Annotated in this window: 20 protein-coding genes; 9 read left to right on the forward strand and 11 right to left on the reverse strand. The window is 72.5% G+C overall.

Going from position 1 to position 22,294, the window contains the following annotated elements; genetic code table 11:
- Positions 1-86: 86 nt before the first annotated feature.
- The 3 genes from ACGFIR_RS24225 to ACGFIR_RS24235 form a co-directional block, all read right to left on the reverse strand.
- Complete coding sequence (locus ACGFIR_RS24225) at positions 87-1,652, reverse strand: hypothetical protein (protein WP_393147320.1); 1,566 nt, start codon at positions 1,650-1,652, stop codon at positions 87-89.
- A gap of 355 nt (positions 1,653-2,007) precedes the next feature.
- On the reverse strand, positions 2,008-3,546 hold the full coding sequence (locus tag ACGFIR_RS24230; RefSeq protein ID WP_393147322.1) for a hypothetical protein: 1,539 nt from the start codon (positions 3,544-3,546) through the stop codon (positions 2,008-2,010).
- Between the two features lie 333 nt (positions 3,547-3,879).
- Complete coding sequence (locus tag ACGFIR_RS24235) at positions 3,880-5,361, reverse strand: aminopeptidase P family protein (protein WP_393147324.1); 1,482 nt, start codon at positions 5,359-5,361, stop codon at positions 3,880-3,882.
- Between the two features lie 219 nt (positions 5,362-5,580).
- Here ACGFIR_RS24235 and asnB point away from each other — a divergent pair, with 219 nt between their 5' ends.
- Positions 5,581-7,542 carry an asparagine synthase (glutamine-hydrolyzing) gene (gene asnB, locus ACGFIR_RS24240; RefSeq protein WP_393002581.1) on the forward strand — a complete coding sequence of 654 codons (1,962 nt, stop codon included), beginning with the start codon at positions 5,581-5,583 and terminating at the stop codon, positions 7,540-7,542.
- Between the two features lie 125 nt (positions 7,543-7,667).
- Here the strand turns inward: asnB and ACGFIR_RS24245 are convergent, their stop codons facing one another.
- Both ACGFIR_RS24245 and ACGFIR_RS24250 read right to left on the reverse strand, forming a co-directional pair.
- Entirely contained in the window at positions 7,668-8,789 is a 1,122-nt protein-coding gene (locus ACGFIR_RS24245; RefSeq protein ID WP_393002583.1) for a lytic polysaccharide monooxygenase, read from the reverse strand.
- A gap of 274 nt (positions 8,790-9,063) precedes the next feature.
- Positions 9,064-9,438 (reverse strand): nuclear transport factor 2 family protein, encoded by a 375-nt coding sequence (locus ACGFIR_RS24250; RefSeq protein WP_393147326.1) that lies wholly within the window; start codon positions 9,436-9,438, stop codon positions 9,064-9,066.
- 65 nt (positions 9,439-9,503) lie between these two features.
- Here ACGFIR_RS24250 and ACGFIR_RS24255 point away from each other — a divergent pair, with 65 nt between their 5' ends.
- Positions 9,504-10,439, forward strand: a complete 936-nt coding sequence (locus ACGFIR_RS24255; RefSeq protein WP_393147328.1) for a PfkB family carbohydrate kinase — start codon at positions 9,504-9,506, stop codon at positions 10,437-10,439.
- A 182-nt stretch (positions 10,440-10,621) separates the two neighbouring features.
- On the opposite strand, the gene ACGFIR_RS24260 is transcribed toward ACGFIR_RS24255, so the two are convergent.
- The gene (locus tag ACGFIR_RS24260; RefSeq protein ID WP_393147330.1) at positions 10,622-11,449 is read right to left on the reverse strand and encodes an MBL fold metallo-hydrolase; all 828 of its coding nucleotides are present in this window, start codon (positions 11,447-11,449) and stop codon (positions 10,622-10,624) included.
- On the reverse strand, positions 11,446-11,850 hold the full coding sequence (locus ACGFIR_RS24265) for a thioesterase family protein (RefSeq protein WP_393002590.1): 405 nt from the start codon (positions 11,848-11,850) through the stop codon (positions 11,446-11,448). Before ACGFIR_RS24265 ends, ACGFIR_RS24260 begins: the two co-directional genes overlap by 4 nt.
- Before the next feature lie 76 nt (positions 11,851-11,926).
- Between ACGFIR_RS24265 and ACGFIR_RS24270 the strand changes: the two genes are divergently transcribed.
- Complete coding sequence (locus tag ACGFIR_RS24270) at positions 11,927-12,973, forward strand: phosphatase PAP2 family protein (protein ID WP_393002592.1); 1,047 nt, start codon at positions 11,927-11,929, stop codon at positions 12,971-12,973.
- 16 nt (positions 12,974-12,989) lie between these two features.
- On the opposite strand, the gene ACGFIR_RS24275 is transcribed toward ACGFIR_RS24270, so the two are convergent.
- The 3 genes from ACGFIR_RS24275 to ACGFIR_RS24285 are packed head-to-tail and all read right to left on the reverse strand — an operon-like array spanning position 12,990 to position 15,341.
- Positions 12,990-14,552, reverse strand: a complete 1,563-nt coding sequence (locus tag ACGFIR_RS24275) for a PH domain-containing protein (protein ID WP_393147332.1) — start codon at positions 14,550-14,552, stop codon at positions 12,990-12,992.
- Positions 14,549-15,088 (reverse strand): PH domain-containing protein, encoded by a 540-nt coding sequence (locus tag ACGFIR_RS24280; protein ID WP_393002596.1) that lies wholly within the window; start codon positions 15,086-15,088, stop codon positions 14,549-14,551. Before ACGFIR_RS24280 ends, ACGFIR_RS24275 begins: the two co-directional genes overlap by 4 nt.
- Positions 15,089-15,110: 22 nt before the next feature.
- Positions 15,111-15,341 carry a hypothetical protein gene (locus ACGFIR_RS24285; protein WP_393002598.1) on the reverse strand — a complete coding sequence of 77 codons (231 nt, stop codon included), beginning with the start codon at positions 15,339-15,341 and terminating at the stop codon, positions 15,111-15,113.
- A gap of 278 nt (positions 15,342-15,619) precedes the next feature.
- Between ACGFIR_RS24285 and ACGFIR_RS24290 the strand changes: the two genes are divergently transcribed.
- From ACGFIR_RS24290 to ACGFIR_RS24300, 3 genes are read left to right on the forward strand one after another with little or no spacing between them, the layout of a single operon-like run.
- Positions 15,620-16,726, forward strand: coding sequence for an AAA family ATPase (locus ACGFIR_RS24290; protein ID WP_393002600.1), 1,107 nt, complete (start codon positions 15,620-15,622; stop codon positions 16,724-16,726).
- A complete protein-coding gene (locus ACGFIR_RS24295) occupies positions 16,705-17,709 on the forward strand; it encodes a DUF58 domain-containing protein (protein ID WP_393147334.1) in 1,005 nt (334 codons plus the stop codon). Before ACGFIR_RS24290 ends, ACGFIR_RS24295 begins: the two co-directional genes overlap by 22 nt.
- Positions 17,706-18,656 (forward strand): VWA domain-containing protein, encoded by a 951-nt coding sequence (locus ACGFIR_RS24300; RefSeq protein ID WP_393147336.1) that lies wholly within the window; start codon positions 17,706-17,708, stop codon positions 18,654-18,656. Before ACGFIR_RS24295 ends, ACGFIR_RS24300 begins: the two co-directional genes overlap by 4 nt.
- Positions 18,657-18,737: 81 nt before the next feature.
- Here the strand turns inward: ACGFIR_RS24300 and ACGFIR_RS24305 are convergent, their stop codons facing one another.
- Positions 18,738-19,430, reverse strand: coding sequence for a hypothetical protein (locus ACGFIR_RS24305; RefSeq protein ID WP_393002606.1), 693 nt, complete (start codon positions 19,428-19,430; stop codon positions 18,738-18,740).
- 84 nt (positions 19,431-19,514) lie between these two features.
- Here ACGFIR_RS24305 and ACGFIR_RS24310 point away from each other — a divergent pair, with 84 nt between their 5' ends.
- The 3 genes from ACGFIR_RS24310 (at position 19,515) to fabI (ending at position 22,210) form a co-directional block, all read left to right on the forward strand.
- A complete protein-coding gene (locus tag ACGFIR_RS24310) occupies positions 19,515-19,901 on the forward strand; it encodes a hypothetical protein (RefSeq protein ID WP_393002608.1) in 387 nt (128 codons plus the stop codon).
- 760 nt (positions 19,902-20,661) lie between these two features.
- Entirely contained in the window at positions 20,662-21,366 is a 705-nt protein-coding gene (gene fabG / locus ACGFIR_RS24315) for a 3-oxoacyl-ACP reductase FabG (RefSeq protein ID WP_393002610.1), read from the forward strand.
- 76 nt (positions 21,367-21,442) lie between these two features.
- Entirely contained in the window at positions 21,443-22,210 is a 768-nt protein-coding gene (fabI, locus tag ACGFIR_RS24320; protein WP_393002611.1) for an enoyl-ACP reductase FabI, read from the forward strand.
- Positions 22,211-22,294: the final 84 nt, after the last annotated feature.

The raw sequence follows: 22,294 nt of genomic DNA on the forward strand, positions 1-22,294 counted from the left end.
TCCGGCCCCCTTCCGCTCTGCGGAAGGGGGCCGGACCGTCCTCTGCGTCAGCCGGTGCCGTTCCAGCTGATGCCGGGTGACTGTCGTCAGTTGGCGCAGCCGGGGACGTTGGTGCAGTTGCGGGGTTCGTTCTTCTTGATGATGGTCTTGTTGTCGAGGTTGACGGTGGCGTTGTTGGCGTTGAAGATGCCGCCCGCGCCGGCGGTTTCGGCGGCGAAGTTGCCGACGATCTTGCTGTTGCGGATGGTGAGGGTGGCGTTGTTGTTGTTGTAGATGGCGCCGCCCTGTTCGGCGTGGTTGTCCTTGAACTCGCTGTCGTGCAGGTTCAGGGTTTCGCCGTTGTAGAGGCCGCCGCCGTTGTCGCCGGCGGTGTTGTCGGTGAAGACGGTGTGTCGGATGGTGGCGATGTTGTCGCTGTCGTGGAAGACGCCGCCGCCGTCGTCGGTGGCCTTGTTTCCGGTGACGATGACGTATTCGAGCAGCATGGTGGAGTCGCCGTCGTTGTGGATGCCGCCGCCGTCGTCGCACGCGGTGTTGTGGGCGATCTTGGTGCGGGTGACGGTGAGTCGGGCGTCGTCTTCGCTGTGGATGCCGCCGCCGTCGTTGCTGGCCTTGTTGTTGGTGATCTGGCTGTAGGCGATGGGGGCGCTGCCGTCGTCCTCGTTGGCGATGCCGCCGCCGTTGCCGCTGACGGCGCTGTTGCCGGTGGCGGTGTTGTTGTCGATGCGGGTGTCGTGGACGGTGAGTGCGCCTTCGTTGTAGATGGCGCCGCCGTTGCCGCCGTTGCCGACGCCGCGGGCGTGGTTGTTGGCGAGGACGCTCTTGTCGATCTCGACCGTGCCGAAGTTGGCGATGGCGCCGCCGTTGCCCTGGGTGCCGACGCCGGTGGCGCGGTTGTCGATGAGCTTGGTGTGCTTCAGGGTGGCCTCGCCGCCTTCCTGGACCAGCAGGGCGCCGCCGTTGGCGGTGCTTGGTGGTGGCGGGGGCGCGGTGATCTGGCCGCCCTTGAGGGTGAGGTCCTTGAGTGTCAGGTTGCCGCCGGAGGCGACTTCGAAGAAGCGGAACAGTGCGGTGCCGTCGTGGAAGAACGTGGAGTTGTTGCCGAGGATCGTGATCCGCTGGTCGACGACGGGGAAGGCGTTGTTCCCGGTCTCCTCGGTGAACTTGTAGGTGCAGTCCTTGGCGAGCTTGAACGTGCCGCCGTTGTCCTCGATGGCCCTGTTCACCGCCTCGACCAGCACGTCGGTGTCACACGGGACCTCCTTGGCGTCGCGGCCCTCACGACCGTCGCGGCCCTCGCGGCCCTCGCGGCCCTCGCGGTCGTCCTTGCCCTGCCAGTCCTCACGGTCCTTGCCCTGCCAGTCCTTGTCCTGCCAGTCGTGCTGGCCGCGGGCGTCCTGCCCTTCCCGCTCCTTGCCGGTCTCGCCCGCACGGTCGTCGCGACCGGCGGCGTCGTCCTGGGCGACCTGCTCGGCCGTGGACCACTTCAGGTCCGGGAGACGGTCGACCCCGACGGCGCCCGCGCTGCTCGCGGCGGCGACGCCGGCGAGGCTGACCACGCCGGTCAGCCCGGCGACGCCAGTGGCGAGCCACAGCTTGCGCCGGCTCTTCGGCGCGGTGTTCTCGGCGTTCTTGCGAAGGTAGTTGGACATCGGAGCTCTCTGCTCTCTCCTCGTACCAGACAGGGCCGCTCCGCCACCGCGGGCTGCCCTGGCTACAAATCGGTTGTAGCTACTGAGGACCACCGTATGAGAATCTTTTTCTCTTCACGGCCATATCCGAAAGGAACCCACGTTAGGGGTGGAGAGGGTCGGCACGGGACGGTTCGGACGGCCGGGAGTGGGACCGCCCAGTCGTGCCGAACCGGTCGGCCTGCGCCACGTGTCGCCGCAACCGGTCCGGAACCCCGGCAGGCTGGCACTCACCACCCGAGGTGGGTCGGTGCCCGCACGGAAGGGATCCCTTCCCTCGTGTCCGGGGGAAGGGATCCCTTCGTTATGTGGTGGCTCAGTTGGCGCAGCCGGGGACGTTGGTGCAGTTGCGGGGTTCGTTCTTCTTGATGATGGTCTTGTTGTCGAGGTTGACGGTGGCGTTGTTGGCGTTGAAGATGCCGCCCGCGCCGGCGGTTTCGGCGGCGAAGTTGCCGACGATCTTGCTGTTGCGGATGGTGAGGGTGGCGTTGTTGTTGTTGTAGATGGCGCCGCCCTGTTCGGCGTGGTTGTCCTTGAACTCGCTGTCGTGCAGGTTCAGGGTTTCGCCGTTGTAGAGGCCGCCGCCGTTGTCGCCGGCGGTGTTGTCGGTGAAGACGGTGTGTCGGATGGTGGCGATGTTGTCGCTGTCGTGGAAGACGCCGCCGCCGTCGTCGGTGGCCTTGTTTCCGGTGACGATGACGTATTCGAGCAGCATGGTGGAGTCGCCGTCGTTGTGGATGCCGCCGCCGTCGTCGCACGCGGTGTTGTGGGCGATCTTGGTGCGGGTGACGGTGAGTCGGGCGTCGTCTTCGCTGTGGATGCCGCCGCCGTCGTTGCTGGCCTTGTTGTTGGTGATCTGGCTGTAGGCGATGGTGGCGATGCCGTCGTCCTCGTTGGCGATGCCGCCGCCGTTGCCGCTGACGGCGCTGTTGCCGGTGGCGGTGTTGTTGTCGATGCGGGTGTCGTGGACGGTGAGTGCGCCTTCGTTGTAGATGGCGCCGCCGTTGCCGCCGTTGCCGACGCCGCGGGCGTGGTTGTTGGCGAGGACGCTCTTGTCGATCTCGACCGTGCCGAAGTTGGCGATGGCGCCGCCGTTGCCCTGGGTGCCGACGCCGGTGGCGCGGTTGTCGATGAGCTTGGTGTGCTTCAGGGTGGCCTCGCCGCCTTCCTGGACCAGCAGGGCGCCGCCGTTGGCGGTGCTTGGTGGTGGCGGGGGCGCGGTGATCTGGCCGCCCTTGAGGGTGAGGTCCTTGAGTGTCAGGTTGCCGCCGGAGGCGACTTCGAAGAAGCGGAACAGTGCGGTGCCGTCGTGGAAGAACGTGGAGTTGTTGCCGAGGATCGTGATCCGCTGGTCGACGACGGGGAAGGCGTTGTTCCCGGTCTCCTCGGTGAACTTGTAGGTGCAGTCCTTGGCGAGCTTGAACGTGCCGCCGTTGTCCTCGATGGCCCTGTTCACCGCCTCGACCAGCACGTCGGTGTCACACGGGACCTCCTTGGCGTCGCGGCCCTCACGACCGTCGCGGCCCTCGCGGCCCTCGCGGCCCTCGCGGTCGTCCTTGCCGTCCTTGCCCTGCCAGTCCTCACGGTCCTTGCCCTGCCAGTCCTCCTGGCCGTCGCGGGCGTCCTGGCCGCTCTCCTTGTCGTCCTTCTCGCCGGAGCCCGGGTCGGCCGTGCCGGCGTCGCTGACGTTCTGCTTCAAGGTCGACGACTGCGCGTCCGACAACCGGTCCGCGCCGCCGGGCTTGTCATCGCGGGCGGCCAGGCCGCCCAGTGCCGCCAGGCCGACCGCGCCGGTCAGTCCGGCGATGCCCGCAGCCACCCAGAGTTTGCGCCGCCCTCGGGTCGGTGCGCTCATGGGAGCGCCACCGTCGGGAGTCGTTGCTTCGTTGGACATCAGAGCCTTCCGCCCTTTCCTGCTGCCAGACGGGGTCGCACCACCCGAAGCGGCGCGACCAGCTACAAATGGGTTTGCAGCCTCTGATAGCCACCGTATGAGAAGGATCCTCGCGAGAGGCGTTAATCTGAGAAAACCCCGCATTCACCTCACTTAGGGCACTGTGCGGCAAGCCGCCGGGTCCGGGCAGGAAGTGGGTGAGCAGCGTGAACGTCGACGGGCCCCGCCACCGGCGCGTCGACGTGCGGACGTCGCGACCGGCGGCGGGGCCCGTCGTGGTCGTACCCCGGGGAATCAGTCCGGTAGGCGCGGGCCCGCCTCGCGCTGCTCGGCCAGCCAGGTCTCCACCTCGTCGGCGGCGCGCGGCAGCCCGGCGGAGAGGTTGCGGGCGCCGGTGGCGGTGACCAGGATGTCGTCCTCGATCCGTACGCCGATGCCGCGCAGCTCCTCGGGGACCAGATCGTCCTCCGGCTGGAAGTAGAGGCCCGGCTCGACGGTGAGCACGTAGCCCTCGCCCAGCGTGCCGTCCCGGTACTTCTCCTTGCGGGCGTTCGCGCAGTCGTGCACGTCGATGCCGAGCATGTGGCTGGTGCCGTGCAGCGTCCAGCGCCGGTACACCGTCGACTCCCCGTCCATGGCCTCGTCGACGCTCACCGGCAGCAGACCCAGGTCGGACAGCGCCTCGGCGAGCACCCGCATCGACGTCAGGTGGACCTCCCGGAACGCCACGCCGGGCCGGATGGCGTCGATGCCGGCCTGCTGCGCGGCGTACACGGCGTCGTAGACCTGGCGCTGAAGCGGGGTGAACCGCCCGTCGACCGGCAGCACCCGCGTGACGTCGGCCGTGTAGAGGCTGCGGTTCTCCACGCCCATGTCCATCAACAGCAGCTCGCCCGGTCGCGTCCTGCCGTGGTTGTGCACCCAGTGCAGGATCGTGGCGTGCTCGCCCGCCCCGACGATCGAGCCGTAGCCGACGTCGTTGCCGTCGTGCCGCGCGCGCAGCGCGAAGATCCCCTCCAGCAGGCGCTCCGAGACGCCCCGGTCCGCCGGCAGGGCCCGGGCCACGTCCTCGAAGCCCCGCACGGTGGCGTCGACCGCCTCCTGGAGCTGGGCGATCTCCCACTCGTCCTTGACCAGCTTCAGCTCCGAGACGGCGATTGCCAGCTCCCGGTCACGGGTGGGCTGGCCCTCGGCGCGGGGCCCGTCGTACGGACGCACGGCCGAGTCCACCCGGGCGTCGAAACCGCGCAGCACCCGGGTGCGGCCCGGCGCCAGGTCGGCCAGCGTCGCGTCCAGCTCGGTCAGGTCCGCCGTGGGCAGGCCCAGCTCGGTCGACTTCTCGGCCAGGGTGTGCCGCCGGCCCACCCACAGCTCGCCGTGGCGGCTGCGGAAGAACTCGTCGGTCAGCCGCGACGACCGGGGACGCATGTACAGCGTGGCGTCGTGGCCCGACCCGTTCGGCCGCAGCACGAGCACCCCGTCCGGGTCGTGGTCGCCGGTGAGGTAGGCGAAGTCGCTGCCCGGCCGGAACGGGTGGGCGGTGTCGTTGGCGCGTACCTTCTCACCGCCGGTCGGGATGACGAGGGTCTCGCCCGGAAAGGCCGCCGAGAGCGCGGCGCGCCGCTTGGCGTAGTTCGGCACCTCCGGTCGCGGGCCGACCGGCAGGGTGGTGTCCCGCCAGCCCTGCCGCATGAACGCCAGGAACGCCTCGGGGAAGTCCGGGTCGTGTGACTCGGTGCCGTCCGTCGGCCTGCTGCCGGTACGCCCCTCGGTCATGCTCCGCCCCCTCCGCATCGTCGCAGGTCAGACGGTACCGCGCGGCCTCGGAGGCCGATCGGTACGGGAGGGTGGGACGTGCCCTGGGCGACGGATACCACCCGTTCGCGTCGCCCGCCGGCCGCTCCGTACGCGGTCCGGGCGGCGTACGACGTCGTCGCGGGGGCGAGCCCAGCGGTGCCGCGACGCCCGCTCGGGCCGCGTGGAAAGATGGCGACCATGTGCGGACTCCTGGCCTTCTTCAGTGCGCGCGGCGACGCCGCCGCCCACCGCGACAACATCGCCGGGGCGTTGGAATGCCTGCACCACCGCGGACCGGATGAGACCGGTGTCGAGGTGGTCGGCGACGCCTCCGGCCGGTACGCGGACGGGGTGTTCGCCCACAAGCGGTTGGCGATCATCGACGTAGCCTCCAGCCAAGAGCCCCTGTCCTACGCGAACGGGCGCTACCTGCTCACCTTCAACGGCGAGATCTACAACTACATCGAGCTGCGCCAGGAGCTGATGCGGGACTTCGGCGCGCAGTTCGCCACCGCCGGTGACGGCGAGGTGATCGTCGCCGGCTACCACTTCTGGGGCGAGCAGGTGCTCACCCGGCTGCGGGGCATGTTCGCCTTCGTCATCTGGGACCGGCAGGAGCGCCGCGCGTTCGGTGGCCGGGACTACTTCGGCATCAAGCCGCTGCACTACCTGGAGACCGCCGACGGCCTCTACCTGGCCTCGGAGAAGAAGGCGCTGCTGCCCTTCGCCCACTCCAACTACCAGGGCGACGCCGGCATCGACACGGCCAACCTCAGCCACTACCTGACCCTCCAGTACGTGCCCGAGCCCGGCACCCTGCACAAGGGCATCAGTCGGATCGGCTCCGGCGAGTACCTCACCTGGACGCCGGGCGGGCGGATCGACGTGCGCCGGTGGTACCGGCCGGTGTTCCGGCCCACCCCGGTCGACGACGAGCAGCGGCTCTACCACGAGATCCGGGAGACGCTGCGGGAGAGCGTCCGGATGCACATGCGCTCCGACGTGCCGGTCGGCTCGTTCCTCTCCAGCGGCATCGACTCGACCGCCGTGGTCGCCCTGGCCCGGGAGTTCAACCCGAACATCCTCACCTTCACCGTCGGCTACGACGTCCCGGGCTACTCGGAGATCGACGTCGCCCAGGACTCGGCCCGCCACCTCGACGTGACGACCATCCCGACCAAGATCGGGCCGTACGACATGATCGAGGCGCTGCCGAAGATCGTCTGGCACCTGGACGACCCGGTCGCCGACCCGGCCCTGGTGCCCCTCTACTTCGTGGCCAAGAAGGCCGCCGAGCACGTCACCGTGGTGCTCTCCGGCGAGGGCGCCGACGAGTTCTTCGGCGGCTACACCATCTACCGCGAGCCGCTGTCGTTGAGTTCGGTCAACGGGCTGCCCGACGGGGTGCAGAAGGGGCTGCGGGCGGTCTCCAAGGCCATCCCGCAGGGGGTGAAGGGCAAGAGCTTCCTGGAGCGCGGCACCACCCCCATCGAGCAGCGCTACTACGGCAACGCCCGGATGTTCACCGAGGAGGAGAAGCAGCAGCTGCTGCGCCGCTACGACCCCTCGGTCCGCTACACCGACGTCACCGCGCCCATCTACGCCGAGTGCACCGAGCTCGACGACGTCACCAAGATGCAGTACGTCGACCTCTACACCTGGCTGCGCGGGGACATCCTCGTCAAGGCCGACCGGATCTCGATGGCGCACTCGCTGGAGGTGCGGGTGCCCTTCCTGGACCGGGCGGTCTTCGACGTGGCGTCGCGGATCCCCGTGGACCTCAAGCTCCCGCCCCGCTCCGACGCCACCAAGTACGCGATGCGCCAGGCGCTCCAGGGTGTGGTGCCCCCGGCCATCGTCAACCGTAGGAAGCTCGGCTTCCCGACGCCCACCCGGGTGTGGCTGCGCGGCGAGATGTACGAGTGGGCCCGGCACGTGCTGTCCACCTCCGGCGCCGGTGACCTGCTCGACCTGTCGTACGCGATGCGGCTGCTGGAGGAGCACAAGCGGGAGGAGGCCGACCACTCCCGCAAGGTGTGGACGGTGCTGATCTTCTGCATCTGGCACGCCATCTTCGTCGCCAAGACCCTCGACCCGGGCATCCAGCGCAACCAGTCCGCCCTGCTCACCAAGCCCGTGGTCGGTTCCATGGTCCGCTGACCGCCCGCCCCACCCGGGCCGGTCGTGCTGACCAGCCCGGGCGGGCCCTCGTCGACCGGGAGGTTCGCGTCCCCAGCAGTTCCCGGGGACGCGAACCTCCTGTCCGTTTCGCCGCAGCCGAGGGGTCAGCGGCCGGAGCAGGTGACCGTGGGCAGGGCGTTGGTGCCGTTGGTGGTGGCGACGAAGCCGAAGGTCGTGGTGCCCTCCGGGGCGATCGTGCCGTTGTAGGGCACGTTGGTCACGGTGACCGCGGAGCCGGATGTGCTCAGCGTGCCGCTCCACAGGCTGTTGATGCTCTGCCCGCTGGGCCACGTCCAGTTGGCCGTCCAGCCCGACCACGTCGACGAGCTGTGATTCATGATCATGACCTCGCCCTGGAAGCCGCCGTTCCAGGAGCCGACCACCTTGTAGACCGCCATGCAGTCACCGCTGTGCGGCGGCGGCGTGGTCGGGTTCGGCGGGGGAGTCGTCGGGTTCGGCGGCGGCGTGGTGGGGTTGGGCGGCGGGGTCGTCGGGTTGGGCGGCGGCGTGCCGCCGGGGCCGACACCGGTCACCTCGCCGTTGCCGCCGTCGAAGGTGACGTCCGAGCAGCCGAAGAAGTTCTCCTGGCTGTCGGAGCGGACCCAGCGCGAGTAGATGATGTGCCGGCCGCTCTTGTTGGTCGGCAGGTTGCCGCTGAAGTAGTAGTGCCCGTCGTTGGTGCCGACCGAGCCGCGCTGCGGCGGGTTGGTCACCGTCAGGAACGGCTGCTCCTCCAGGTCGCTCCAGGCCAGCGGGCGGGTGGGGCTCCAACTGTCCTTCGTCACGTAGAAGTAGAACGTGCCGGGGTGGTGGGCCCAGTTGCTGTACCGGAACTCCATCTGCGCCCCGGCGGTCAGGTGGGTCAGCGGCCAGTCGGTGCGGGCCAGGTCGTAGCCGGCGAAGCCGGTGTTGCCGCCGCTGCACAGCTTGCCGTCCGGGATGAAGCCGACGGTCCGGCCGCCCGCGTCGGAGCGCAGCACGCTGAACCAGTTGTAGAGCGAGTTGGCCCCGCTCTGGGCCACGGCGGCGGAGCAGGCGGGGTTGTTCGGCTTGATCTCGCCGGTGGGGGACAGGCCGTCCTTCCAGCAGAGGAAGGTCCGACTGCCGGGAGCCATGGCGGCACCGTGCGCGGCGGCGGGGTCGGGCCCCGCCGTCAGGGCGACGGCGCCCACGAGAAGGGTCGCGGCCGCGGTGAGCAACGCGGCGGTACGCGATCGGTGGGACACGGGTTCTCCTCACTCGTGGGACGCGGAAGTCCCACGGGCAACGCGCGGGGTGGCAGCGCCGGCCCGCCCCGCTGCGACGCGGACAAGACGGTCGTGGCGGACGTGCCCCGGCGCGGACGGCCGGCGGACGTGCGCCGTCAGCGGCCCGACTCGCGGGCCGGGTGCCCTCGCGTGGTGAACCCCGGCGCCGGCGGCACGGCAGCCCCCGTACCGCCCGGCAAGCGCCATCCCACCATGGGACGGCGACGACGCGCAATAGCCGTTGCTCGATGTGTCAGTAGCGCTCGACGAGATGCTCCCGGCCGGGCGGCGGCGCGTAGGGTTCCGGCCAGAACTCGGTGATCTCGCGGACGAGACCGGCGTCGTCGAGGTCGAGGAAGCTCGTGGCGGGAAGCTCCTCGCCCGCGTGCGCGCAGGTGATCCAGGTGGCGGCGTGCCGGCCTGAGGCGACCGAGCGGGTCACCGTGAGATGCCAGCCGTCGGGGTACTCCTGGTTGAAACGCAGGAACGACTCCCGGCCCACGATCCGCTCGCGGGTCTGCGGCAGGTGGTAGACCATGTCGTCGGCGAGCAGCCGGCCGAGGGCCGCCCAGTCCCGTGCCTCCAACGCCGCCCAGTAGGCCGATACCGTGGCTTCAGCGCTCGTCATGGCGTCCGACTGTGCCAGGCTGGTACGACAAGATCGTTCGGCGCGCGCCGTGGACGGAGGCCGGAATGGGATACGCGGTGGTGCTCGGCGAGGCACTGGTCGACCTGCTCGACACCGAGCGCGACGGGGAGCCGGTCTACCGGCAGGCCGTCGGCGGCGGGCCGCTGAACGTGGCGGTCGCCGTGGCCCGGCTCGGCGGTGCGGTGCAGTTCGTCGGGTCGCTCGGCGACGACGTGCTGGCCGGGCGGATCCGTGCCTTCCTGACGCGGGCGGGCGTCGGCCTGGCCGGGGCGGTCACCGTCCCCGCCCCGACCGCGTTGGCGGTGGCCACCTTCGCCGGCGTCGAGCCCGACTTCCGGTTCTACGGCGAGCCGCCCTCCTACGGCCTGCTCGGCCCCGACGACCTCGACGCCGACCTGGTGGCGGGCGCCGACGTCGTCTACTGCGGGTCGATCGTGCTGCTCCAGCCGCCGGTGCTGGCCGCCGCGCGCCGGGCCTGGGGGCTCGCCTCCGGGCTGCGGGTCTTCGACCCGAACGTCCGCCCCCGGCTGCTCGACGGCCCGGCCGCGCTGGCCGGGCTGCGCGAGGTGGTGGCCGAGTTCGCCGCCGGCGCCCACCTCGTCAAGCTCAGCGCCGCCGACGCGCAGCTGCTCTACCCCGGTGAGCCGGAGGAGGGCGTGGCGGCGTACCTGCGGGAACTCGGCGCGGGGACCGTCGTGGTCACCCTCGGCGCCGCCGGCGCGGTGCTCGCCGCCGCCGGCACCGATCCGGTACGCGTACCCGCGCCGAAGGTCGACCCGGTGGACGCCACCGGCGCCGGCGACTCGGTGATGGGCGCGCTGGTGGCGGACCTGCTGGTCGACGGCGCGCCCACCGACCCGGCGGCCTGGCCGGAGCGGGTGGCGTTCGCGCTGCGCGTCGCCGGCCTGGTCTGCGAGTCGCCCGGCGGCGCGACCGCCATGCCCACCCGCGCCGAGGTCCTCGCCCGCTTCGCCGGCTGACCGCCCCTCCCACGCCCTGCCCGTCCGGGGCCGCCGGAGGCCGTTCGCGGCCCCCGCCCGCTTCGCCCGCTGACCGCCCTTCTGTTCGCGGCCTCGCCCGCCACGGGCTCGCGCCGGGTCGTTCGGCGCTTCCGCCGGGCCTGTCGGGTTCGACCGGGCCGGTGGGCGCGGACGGTGGTGCGTCAGGCGGTGCCGTCGAGTTCGGCGTAGCCGCGCCGGACCGCGTGCAGGGCGGCGCGGGCGCCGAAGGGCGCCTCGGCGGCGACGCGCTCGGGCGGGGCCCCGCCGGCGTGCCCGGCGCGGATGAGCCGGGCCAGCTCGACGAGTTCGGCGTGCTGGGCGCGGACGAACCCGACGTCGACCGGCTCGCCGTGCCCCGGCACGACCACGGTGGCCGGGGTGGTCAGCCGCAGCAGCTCCGCCACCGCGTCGGGCCACCGCAACGGGTACGACTCCTCGAACGCGGGCGGGCCGCTCTGCTCCACCAGGTCCCCGGCGACCAGCACGTCGGCGTCCGGCACGTGCACCACCAGGTCACCGGCGGTGTGCCCCCGACCGGGGTGGCGCAGCACCACCCGCCGGCCGCCCACGTCGAGCACCGTCTCGCCCCGTACGGTGTGCGTGGGCGCCAGCACCACGGTGCCGACCAGCTCCCCGGCCAGCGCGGGATGCTCGCCGCGCATCTCCTCGTACGCCTCCCGGCGCAGCCGGTCCGGCTGGCGCATCGCCTCGGCGGCGGCCTCGTGCGCGTACACCGGGCGGGGCGGGTCGGCGGCGAGGGTCGCGTTGCCGAAGCAGTGGTCGAAGTGGTGGTGGGTGTTCACCACCGTCAGGTCGGCGGCGGTGACCGCCCGGACGGCGGCGGCCAGCGCGGCGGCCTGCCCGGCGGTGGAGAGCGTGTCGACGACCAGCGCGGCCCCGTCGCCGACGACGAGGGTGACGTTGACGTGCAGCAGCGGCTCGCGCAGCACGTGCACCCCGTCGGCGACCGCCACGAAGCGGGCGGTCACGACGACCGCGCGGCGCGTTCCACGAAGCGCTGCCGGTCGACCAGCACCCGGTCCACCCGGCCCTCGGCGACCGTGTCGTCGCCGTCGCTGACGACCACCTCGAAACGCAGCCGCCGCCCCTCGACCTCGGTCAGCCGCGCCCGCGCCACCACGGTGCGCCCCACCGGCGTGGCCGCGCGGTGGTCGAGCTCGACCCGGGTGCCCACGGTCGTCGAGCCGGCCGGCAGCCCGGTGACGGTGGCCGCCACCGTGGCGGCCTCGGCGAGGGCGACCACGCGGGGCGTGCCGAGGACGGGCACGTCCCCGGACCCGAGGGCCTGGGCGGTGTCGGTGTCGGCGACGGTCAGCTCGACCTGGGCGGTCAGGCCCGGGGTCAGCGCGGGCTCCGGCTGCTCCTGCATGGCCGAAGCCTAGACGAGACGCACCGGCGGGTGGCGGCGTCGGTCGATGCCCTCCGCGCCGTTAACCTTGACCGCGATGTCTGTCTCCACCGACCCCCAGCCCCCCGCCCCGACCGAGCCGCCCGCCTCGCCCGACGGGGGGCGTCGCCGTGTGGTCGCGATGACGGTGTGGGGAGTCGCCTTCGTCGCCGGCTGGCTCGGCATCGGCCTGCCGACCGACCCGGCGTACGCGTTCCTGTGGATCTGGGCGGGCACGATCGCCTGGAACAGCAGCCGACCGTGGCGCAGTCACCTGCGCTTCGCGCGGGACTGGGTGCCGGTGGTGCTGCTGCTCGCCGTCTACAACCTGTCGCGGGGCTTCGCCGACAACGGCGCCACCCCGCACGCGTACGAGTTGATCGTCGCCGACCGGGTGATGTTCGGCTGGGCGACGGGCGGGCAGGTGCCCACGACCTGGCTCCAGGAGCACCTCTACCGGCCCGAGGTGCACTGGTGGGACGTCGCCGTCAGCTGGGTCTACTTCTCGCACTTCGTGGTGGCGCTGGCCGCCGCGGCGGTGCTCTGGCTGCGTGACCGGGGGCGGTGGGCGGCCTTCATGCGCCGCTGGGGCTTCCTGTGCGCCACCGGCCTGGTCACCTACTTCCTCTACCCGGCCGCCCCGCCCTGGTGGGCGGCGCAGAACGGGCTGCTGGAGGAGGTCGCCCGCATCTCCACGCGCGGCTGGAAGGCGTTCGGCATGCACGGCGCCGGCAACCTGCTCAACGCCGGTCAGATCGCCTCCAACCCGGTGGCCGCGATGCCGTCGCTGCACACCGCGTTCGCGCTGTTCGTGGTGCTGTTCTTCCTGCGGCAGACCCGCCGCCGCTGGTGGCCGCTGCTGCTGGCGTACCCGCTGGCGATGACGTTCACCCTGGTCTACTCCGGCGAGCACTACGTGATCGACGTGCTGGTCGGCTGGGCGTACGTCGGGATGACCTTCCTGGCGGTCGGCCTGGCGGAGCGCTGGTGGGCGGCCCGCAAGGCCCGCCGGACCCCGGCGGAGCCCGATCCCGCGCCGACCGATCCCGCGCCGACCGACCCGCCGGCCGCCGCCGAGCCGCCGCCGGTGACGGCGGACCGCTGACCGCCGCCGGCGGGGATCAGCCCGCCCGGCGGGCGGTGCGCGCGCGGGCCGTCAGCTCCGCCGCCAGGGCCCACGCCTCGGCGAGGTCCCGGTCGTGGGCAGCCGCGCCGGCGCCGCCGGCGGTGTCGGCGTGCACCGTCGCCAGCCGCAGCCGCCGCTGCGCCGGGCCCTGCACGACCCGCACGCTCTGGATCCGGGCGTACGGCACGAGCGCCACCTGACGGGTGAGCAGGCCGGAGCGGACGGCGAAGACCCGGGCGTCGAGCCCGGCGCCGAGCACGCCCCGGCTCAGCGGATTGAGCCAGCGGGCCCGCGCCGGCGGCGGGGTCAGCGGCAGCGCGGCCAGCCGTACGCCGGGCAGCACCTCGGCCACGATCGCCTCGCCGGTGGCGACGTCACCGACGGGGAGCAGCCGGTCGGGCCGGTTGCGCTCGTCCGCCTCGCCGGCGGAGTAGCCCGCCACCTCCAGCCGCAGCCGCAGCCAGCCCTTGACCCGCCACAGCAACGGCCAGGTCACGCCGACGGTCTGCACCCGGTCCAGCGGCACCGTCTGCGCGCGGGTCTCCAGCAGCCCGTTGTGGATCCGCAGCGTGCCCTCGTCCCGGGCGAGCCGGAAGTTCCAGTCGTCCAGCACCCGCCGTACGGGTTGCAGCAGCACCCCCGCCATGGCGGTGAGGGTGCTCGCCACCGCGATGAACGACCAGGAGTCCTCGGAGAGGAACTGCGCCACGATGAACGCGACGCCGAACGGGATCATGAACGCCTGCGGGGTCAACAGTTGGCTGACCAGCAGGTCGTTGTTCGACACGGCGTGCAGCGGCCGGCCGGGCGGTGGTGCCGGCGTCCCGGGCGGGCCCGCGGCCACCCCGGCCGGCGGCGGCGCGTTCGCCTCGGCCGCGACCCGGCCGGCCAGGGCGAGCAGCCGCTGGCGCAGCGCGGTCGCCTCGGCGACGCTCAGGTAGGCCAGCGGCGCCTCCGTCTTGCCCCCGCCCACCACCTCCAGCCGCAGCTCGGCCAGGCCGGTGAGCTGGGCGAGCAGCGGGCGGACGACCTCGACGGCCTGGAGCCGCTCCAGCGGGATCGCCCGGGTGCGCCGCCAGAGGAGCCCCTCGTGCACCCGCAGCTCGCGGCCCACCACCTGGTAGCCGGTGTAATACCAGCTGACCACCGCCAGCACGGTGGCGCCCAGCGCCAGTACGACCGCCATCAGGGCGAACCAGCCGAAGCCGACCCGCGACAGCGTCGACCAGGACAGGCCGGCGATCACCACGACCAGGGACTTGGCGCCGTGCAGGGCGGGGCTGAGCGGGTGCAGCCGCTGGCGCGGTTCGCCGCCCGCCGGGGGCCCGGCGGGCCCGCCCGGCCACGCCGTCCCCGGTGGGACGGTGGGCCCGGCCGTCTCCGGTGGGACGGGGCGCCCGGTCGTCTCGAACGGAACGTGGGGCCCGACCGTCTCGGGCGGAGCGACGGCCCTGGCCGGCTCCGGTGGGACGACGGGTCCGGCCGGCTCCGGTGGGACGGAGGGCTCGGCCGGGGGCGGCCCGGGACGGTCCGTGCCCCGGGCGGCCGGGTCGCTCACAGGCCCTCCGCCCGGTCCTCGCCCAGCGCGGTGAGCCGGTCGCGCAGCCGCGACGCCTCCGCCGGGCGCAGCCCCGGCACCCGGGCGTCGCTCGCCGCCGCGGCCGTGTGCAGTTGCACGGTGGCCAGCCCGAACGCGCGTTCCAGCGGCCCGGCGCTGACGTCGACGAACTGCATCCGGGCGTACGGCACGATGGAGAGCCGGCGTACCAGCAGCCCGTGCCGGACCAGCAGGTCGTCCTCCCGCTCCGCGTAGCCCCAGGCCCGTACGGCGCGGACGATCGTCACACTCCGCAGGACGCCGAACAGCAGCACCACGCCGACCGCCGCGCCGAGGAACCCGCTGCCGCTGACCGCCCAGCTGACGGCCAGTCCGAGGGCGAGGACGATCAGCACCGTACCCAGACGGATCAGTTCCACCCAGATCTGGTCGGCCGAGATCGACTGCCAGCGGACGGTGTCCGGCCACGGCTCCAGAGGGCCCGCCGGCGGGAGGGGCGGCGCCGGTGGCGGGCCGGCGGACCCGTCACCACTCACCGGGGAAGTCCGTTGTGCGCGCTCACCCTTCGAGCGTAGGCGATCCGGGCGCCGCTACGACCTCCCGCAGGAAGCCGCGGGCGTCGAGGAAGTCGGCGAGGGTGCTGCGGTGCTCGGCGCAGGCCAGCCAGGTCTTGCGCCGTTCGGCGTCGTGCAGCCGGGGATTGTTCCATTTCAGCGCCCAGTCGGCGGGGGCTCGGCAGCCGCGGGACGAGCAGATCAGCGGCTCGTCGGCGGGGAAGGGGGCGCTCATCACGGCCAGTCTAGGACGGCGGCACCGGGAAAGTTTGAGCGCCGGGCGGCCACGGGGGGAGCCGCCCGGCGACGGGGTGAATGCTACACGCGCCGGGCCGGTACGTGTCCAGCCGCGACCGGCGATTCCGCACCTCGGGACGGCGTGGCGGACCCGCGACGCGGCTGCGGGGGACGGCGCGGCGAAAAACGCCTTCTCCCCACCTCGGCACTCAGCCGGGCATGCGAGTCTTGATACGCACCACGCCGCGCGACAACCGATCATGCTGTGGAGGACCGGTGGCCCAGCCGACCACGCCCGACGCCCCGACGCCGAACGGGACGGGCCCGGAGACACCCGAGCCGGTGACCACGCCGGCCGAGGACGCGACCCTGCTGGAGCGGGCGCTGTTCGAGATCAAACGGGTGATCGTCGGGCAGGACCGGATGGTGGAGCGGATGTTCGTCGCGCTGCTCGCCCGGGGCCACTGCCTGCTGGAGGGCGTGCCCGGGGTCGCGAAGACCCTCGCGGTGGAGACCCTCGCGAAGGTGGTCGGCGGCTCCTTCGCCCGCGTGCAGTTCACTCCCGACCTGGTGCCCGCCGACATCATGGGCACCCGCATCTACCGGCAGTCGAGCGAGAAGTTCGACGTCGAGCTGGGCCCGGTGTTCGTCAACTTCCTGCTCGCCGACGAGATCAACCGGGCGCCGGCCAAGGTGCAGTCGGCGCTGCTGGAGGTGATGAGCGAGCGGCAGGTCTCGATCGGCGGCGAGAGCCACCGGGTGCCGGATCCGTTCCTGGTGATGGCGACGCAGAACCCGATCGAGCAGGAGGGCGTCTACCCGCTGCCCGAGGCCCAGCGGGACCGCTTCCTCATGAAGATCGTCGTCGGCTACCCGACCGACGCCGAGGAACGGGAGATCGTCTACCGGATGGGAGTCGCCCCGCCGCAGCCGGCGCCGGTCTTCACCACCTCCGACCTGATCGCCCTGCAACGCAAGGCGGACCAGGTCTTCGTGCACAACGCCCTGGTCGACTACGCCGTCCGGCTGGTGCTGGCCACCCGCGCTCCGGCGGAGCACGGGATGCCGGACGTCGCCCAGCTCATCCAGTACGGCGCCAGCCCGCGTGCCTCGCTCGGTCTGGTCCGGGCCACCCGCGCGCTGGCGCTGCTGCGCGGGCGGGACTACGCCCTGCCGCAGGACGTGCAGGACATCGCGCCGGACATCCTGCGCCACCGGCTCGTGCTCAGCTACGACGCGCTCGCCGACGACGTGCCCGCCGACCACGTGGTGCACCGGGTGATGTCCACGATCCCGCTGCCCTCGGTCGCGCCCCGGCAGCAGGCCACCCCCACGCCGACCGCCGCGCCGCCGGGCGCCGGTTGGCCCGGGCAGCGCCCGTGACCTCACCCGCCCGTCGGCCTGCCGACGTCCCCTCCGACCGCACCGAAGCCGTCCTGTCGCGGCTGCAACTGATGGTCACCCGCAAACTCGACGGCCTGCTCCAGGGCGACTACGCCGGTCTGCTGCCCGGGCCGGGCAGCGAGGCGGGGGAGTCCCGCGAGTACCGCCCCGGCGACGACGTACGCCGGATGGACTGGCCGGTCACCGCCCGCACGACGATGCCCCACGTCCGGCGTACGGTGGCCGACCGGGAGCTGGAGACGTGGCTGGCGGTGGACCTCTCGGCGAGCCTGGACTTCGGCACCGGCCGCTGGCTCAAGCGCGACGTCGTGGTGGCCGCCGCGGCGGCGCTGGCCCACCTGACCGTGCGCGGCGGCAACCGGATCGGCGCGGTGATCGGCAGCGGCGGCGGCGCGGGCGCACCCGCCCGACGGTGGCGCGGCGCGCCCCCGGCCTCCGGCCCGGACGTCTACACGCGGCTGCCCGCCCGTTCCGGCCGCAAGGAGGCCCAGGCGCTGCTGCGGACGATCGCCGGCACCGAGATCCGCCCCGGGCGCAGTGATCTCGGCGCCCTGGTGGACATGCTCAACCGGCCGCCCCGGCGGCGTGGCGTGGCGGTGGTGATCTCCGACTTCCTCGCCCCGCCGCAGCGGTGGGCCCGGCCGCTGCGTAAGCTGCGCGTCCGGCACGACGTGGTCGCGATCGAGGTGGTCGATCCCCGGGAGCTGGAGCTGCCCGACGTCGGGGTGCTGCCGGTGGTCGACCCGGAGACCGGTGAGCTGCACGAGGTGCAGACCGCCGACCCGCGGCTGCGCCACCGCTACGCCGAGGCGGCGGCCGCCCAGCGGGCGGAGATCGCCGCGGCGCTGCGTGGCGCGGGCGCGGCCCACCTGCGACTGCGTACGGACCGAGACTGGCTGCTCGACATGGTGCGTTTCGTGGCCGCCCAGCGGCACGCGCGTACCAGGGGGACGACACGATGATCCGCTTTCTGCAACCGTGGTGGCTGCTGGCCGTGCTGCCGGTGCTCGCGCTCGCCGCGCTCTACGTCTGGCGGCAACTGAACCGCCGGTCGTACGCGATGCGGTTCACCAACGTGGACCTGCTGCGCACCCTGGCGCCGAAGGGGCTGGGCTGGCGGCGGCACGTGCCGGCGACGGCGTTCCTGCTCTGCCTGCTGGTGCTGGCGGCCGCGCTGGCCCGGCCGTCGGTCGACACCCGGGAGCCGCTGGAGCGGGCCACCGTGATGCTCGCCATCGACGTGTCGCTGTCCATGCAGGCCGACGACGTGTCGCCGAACCGGCTGGAGGCGGCGCAGGAGGCGGCCAAGCAGTTCGTCGGCGAGCTTCCGGAGAGCTACAACCTGGGGCTGGTCTCGTTCGCCAAGTCGGCGAACGTGCTGGTGCCGCCGGGCAAGGACCGCGAGGCGGTGACCAGCGCGATCGACGGGCTGGTGCTGGCGGAGGCGACGGCGACCGGGGAGGCGGTGTTCACCTGCCTGGAGGCGATCCGGTCGGTGCCGGCCGACGGCGCGGCGGGGATCCCGCCGGCCCGGATCGTGCTGCTCTCCGACGGGTACCGCACCTCGGGCCGGTCGGTGGAGGAGGCGGCCGCCGCCGCGCAGGCGGCGAACGTGCCGGTCTCGACCATCGCCTTCGGCACCGACTCGGGGCAGGTGGACATCGGCGGTCAGCTGCAACGGGTGCCGGTGGACCGGCTGGCCCTGGCCGACCTGGCCGAGACCACCGAGGGCTACTTCTACGAGGCGGCCTCGGTGACCGAGCTGAAGCAGGTCTACCAGGACATGGGCAGCTCGATCGGGTTCCGCACCGAGCCCCGCGAGGTCACCCAGTGGTACGCGGGCGTGGCCCTGCTGCTGGCGCTCTGCGCCGGCGCCCTCAGCCTGCTGTGGTCCTCCCGGATGCTCTGAGCGAGCGCCCGGGGACTCGGTTACGACGCAGGCGGGAAGGTCAACTGTGGATCTGGGGATTGTTGGTGTCGCTGTTGCTGGTCATCTCCATTGGTTGCCATCGAAGCCGCTGGTCATGAGGGCGTCGAGGGCTGGCCACAGGGGTTCGGTGTCGAGTTCGTAGGAGGTGATGGCGATGGTGCCGAGTGGGAGATCAGGAGACAGGCAGTGGTGGAGGGTGCCACCGTCGTTGCTGATGCGTAGCAGGCGGGTGGGAGGGATGTCGGCGTCCCAACCGTCGATCCCCTCGGGGACGCCCAGAGCTTCGTTGAGGTTCTCCATATAAGCGGGTCGGGTGGGGCCGAAGGAAGCCGGTGTTTCGGCGACGAAGCCGGCGTGCACCTGGTGGAGGAACCGGGCCAGCGGTTCGGGGAAGTCGACCCAGTCGGGGAAGTCATCGTCGACGGTGCGCGGGTCGTAGCCGACCCAGGTGACCAGCCGGCCGCTCTTGTCCCGTGCGGGGTAGAGCAGGACGTGGACACCGTCGTCGTCCTGACCGACGACGACGTCCTCCAGCCGAGCCGCGAACTCGGTGGAGAAGCGAGGCAGCAGGTCACGGATGTCGTGCGGCCACAATGTCAGCGCGGCGGCAATGCGTTGCGGCGGGGTTTTCGCCGCGGCGATCGGCTGCCATGCCTCGGGCATGTCGGCGGTCCGGCCCGCCGGCAGTGCGGTGAACTGGAAAGGCCAGTTGGTCAGGGACTCGTTGATGGCATGGATGGTGATGCCGGTCATGCCGGGAACCGTACCGTCAGCGACGGTGCCTGAGTGCATGGTTGACCTGCTGCTGCACGAGCAGAGGGTTGGTTGGATGGCGGGATGGACTACCGGAAGCTCTTCGCGGACGTGCATCGGCGACCTGGCATGTTCGGGTTGGACGGCTCGTTCCACGATTTCACGGTCTTCATCCGGGGTTGCGAGGCTGGCAACGACTGGCAGCTGCTCGCGGGGTTCCGGGAATGGCTCGTGGCCCGCTGTGGGAGTGGCGACAACCTGGTCTGGGAGGCGCTGATCCTGTGGCAGGCGTTCCGGGACGGGCCGCCGCGACGCGAGGAGCTTCAGACGGACCCTGAGCTCGACAGGGTCGCCGTTGAGACGCTCTTCCGGCTGCTCGACGAGTTTCTGCGGCTACGGGCGGAGCACGACGGCCTCACAAGGATCTTCGACGAGTATCTGACCTGGCGGAAGGGGCAGAGCTGGTCGTGATCAGGCAGCGGCCGTGCCGCGCGGCCCGGCGAGTGCTTTGCAGGCCCAGAGGTGACGGGGGCGGTGAAGTGCCGCCGACGGTCAGCAGACCGTGCCGCCGGCGGTCAGTGGGCGGTGCCGCTGGCGAGGACGAAGACGACGGCCACCCAGACGGCGGCGAGGGTGAAGCCCAGCGGGGCGACGTAGCGGCTCATGGACGGCTCCGGGTGGCGACTGGACGGTCCGCGCGTGCGGGGGCGGACCGCAGGAGATGGATCAGGACGCGCACACGAAGTCGTGACCGGGCGGCTCCCGGCGGGCCGCCCGGTCGACGGGCGGCGCGGCACGGTCATCCGGCGTGGGGCCGGTGACCGGGCGGAGCGGGGAGCGTGGCTGGGTCAGCTGACCTGCTGAGTCGTGGCTCAGCGGGGCTGACGTTCGGCCCGGCCACGACTGGGAGGATCGCTATCTCGCACAGCGATCACCTCCTGCGGTCGGCGGGGCCCGGAACGCGGGCCGCACGGCCCGCAAAACGTGGATCATCGTACACCCGCCGAAGTCCGCCGGCGCACCCGGCCGAGCGGCCGGACGGAGCCTGGCCGAGTGGCCGGACGGGCCCGGCCGAGGAGCCCGCCGGGTGGTGGCGCGGCGACGCCCGTGCCCGCCTCGCCGCAGCCGTCGGCGGGCGACGCCCCGGCCCCGACGTGCCCGGCGTTAGCGCTTACCTGCCGGTAACGCCTAGGCTCCGACCGACCGGGTGATCACTGAACAAGGGGGAACCGTGGCCCGTACCGTCCTGGTGACCGGCGGCAACCGGGGGATCGGCCTGGCCATCGCGCAGGCCTTCGCCAAGCAGGGCGACCGGGTGGCGGTGACCCACCGCGGCGGCGAGCCGCCCGAGGGGCTGTTCGGGGTCCGCTGCGACGTGACCGACGGCGAGTCGGTCGACGCGGCGTTCGCCGCGGTCGAGGCCGAGCTGGGGCCGGTGGAGGTGCTGGTCGCCAACGCCGGGATCACCGACGACACGCTGCTGCTGCGGATGTCCGAGGACCAGTTCACCCGCGTGCTCGACACCAACCTGACCGGCGCGTTCCGGTGCGCCAAGCGCGCCTCGGGCAAGATGCTGCGGGCGAAGTGGGGCCGCATGATCTTCATCTCCTCGGTGGTCGGTCTCTACGGCGGCCCCGGCCAGGTCAACTACGCGGCGAGCAAGGCCGGCCTGGTGGGCGTGGCCCGCTCGATCACCCGCGAGCTGGGCAGCCGCAACATCACGGCGAACGTGGTCGCACCCGGCTACGTGGAGACCGACATGACCGCCGGCCTGCCCGAGGACCGCAGGACCGAGTACCGCAAGGCCATCCCCGCCAACCGGTTCGCCCAGCCCGACGAGATCGCGGGCGTGGTGACCTGGCTGGCGGGCGACGCCGCCGGCTACATCTCCGGCGCCGTCATCCCGGTCGACGGCGGCCTCGGCATGGGCCACTGACGATCGGCACCGGGCACTGACAAAGCGGCACCGGCCACTGCCGAGCGGCCACTGAGAACTACGGAGGGATCCCTGCATGTCCGGACTGCTCGCCGGTAAGCGGCTGCTGGTCACCGGCGTCATCACCGACGCCTCGATCGCCTTCTCCGTGGCGAAGCTCGCCCAGGAGAACGGGGCGCAGGTCGTGCTCACCGGCTACGGCCGGCTCTCCCTGGTGGAGCGCATCGCCAAGCGGCTGCCCGAGCCCGCCCCGGTCATCGAGCTGGACGTGACCGACGCCGACCACCTCGCCGGGCTCGGCGACCGCGTGCGCGAGCACGTCGACGGCCTGGACGGGGTGGTGCACTCGATCGGCTTCGCCCCGCAGAGCTGCCTCGGCGGCGGCTTCCTCGACGCCCCCTGGGAGGACGTGGCGACCGCGCTGCACGTCTCCACGTACTCCTACAAGTCGCTGGCGATGGCGGCCCTGCCGCTGATGTCCGCCGGCGGCGCGGTGGTCGGCCTGACCTTCGACGCCGCGAAGGCGTGGCCCGTCTACGACTGGATGGGCGTCGCCAAGGCCGGGCTGGAGTCCGCCTCCCGCTACCTGGCGCTGCACCTGGGCAAGCAGGGCATCCGCAGCAACCTGGTCGCCGCCGGGCCGCTGCGCACGATCGCCGCCAAGTCGATCCCCGGCTTCGAGCAGTTCGAGCAGGCCTGGGCCGAGCGCGCGCCGCTGGGCTGGAGCCTGACCGACCAGGAGCCCGCCGCGCGGGCGTGCCTGGCGCTGCTCTCCGACTGGTTCCCGGCCACCACGGGCGAGATCGTGCACGTCGACGGCGGGTACCACGCCATCGGCGCCTGAGGCGTGCGGGTCCCCTGCGGCCGGTAGCGGCGCGGCGTCGCCGGCGGGCGGCATCAGGGGGCCCTGCCCGGCGGGTGCGGCGAC

This window comes from Micromonospora sp. NPDC049051, assembly GCF_043197575.1.
Taxonomy (GTDB): Bacteria; Actinomycetota; Actinomycetes; order Mycobacteriales; family Micromonosporaceae; genus Micromonospora.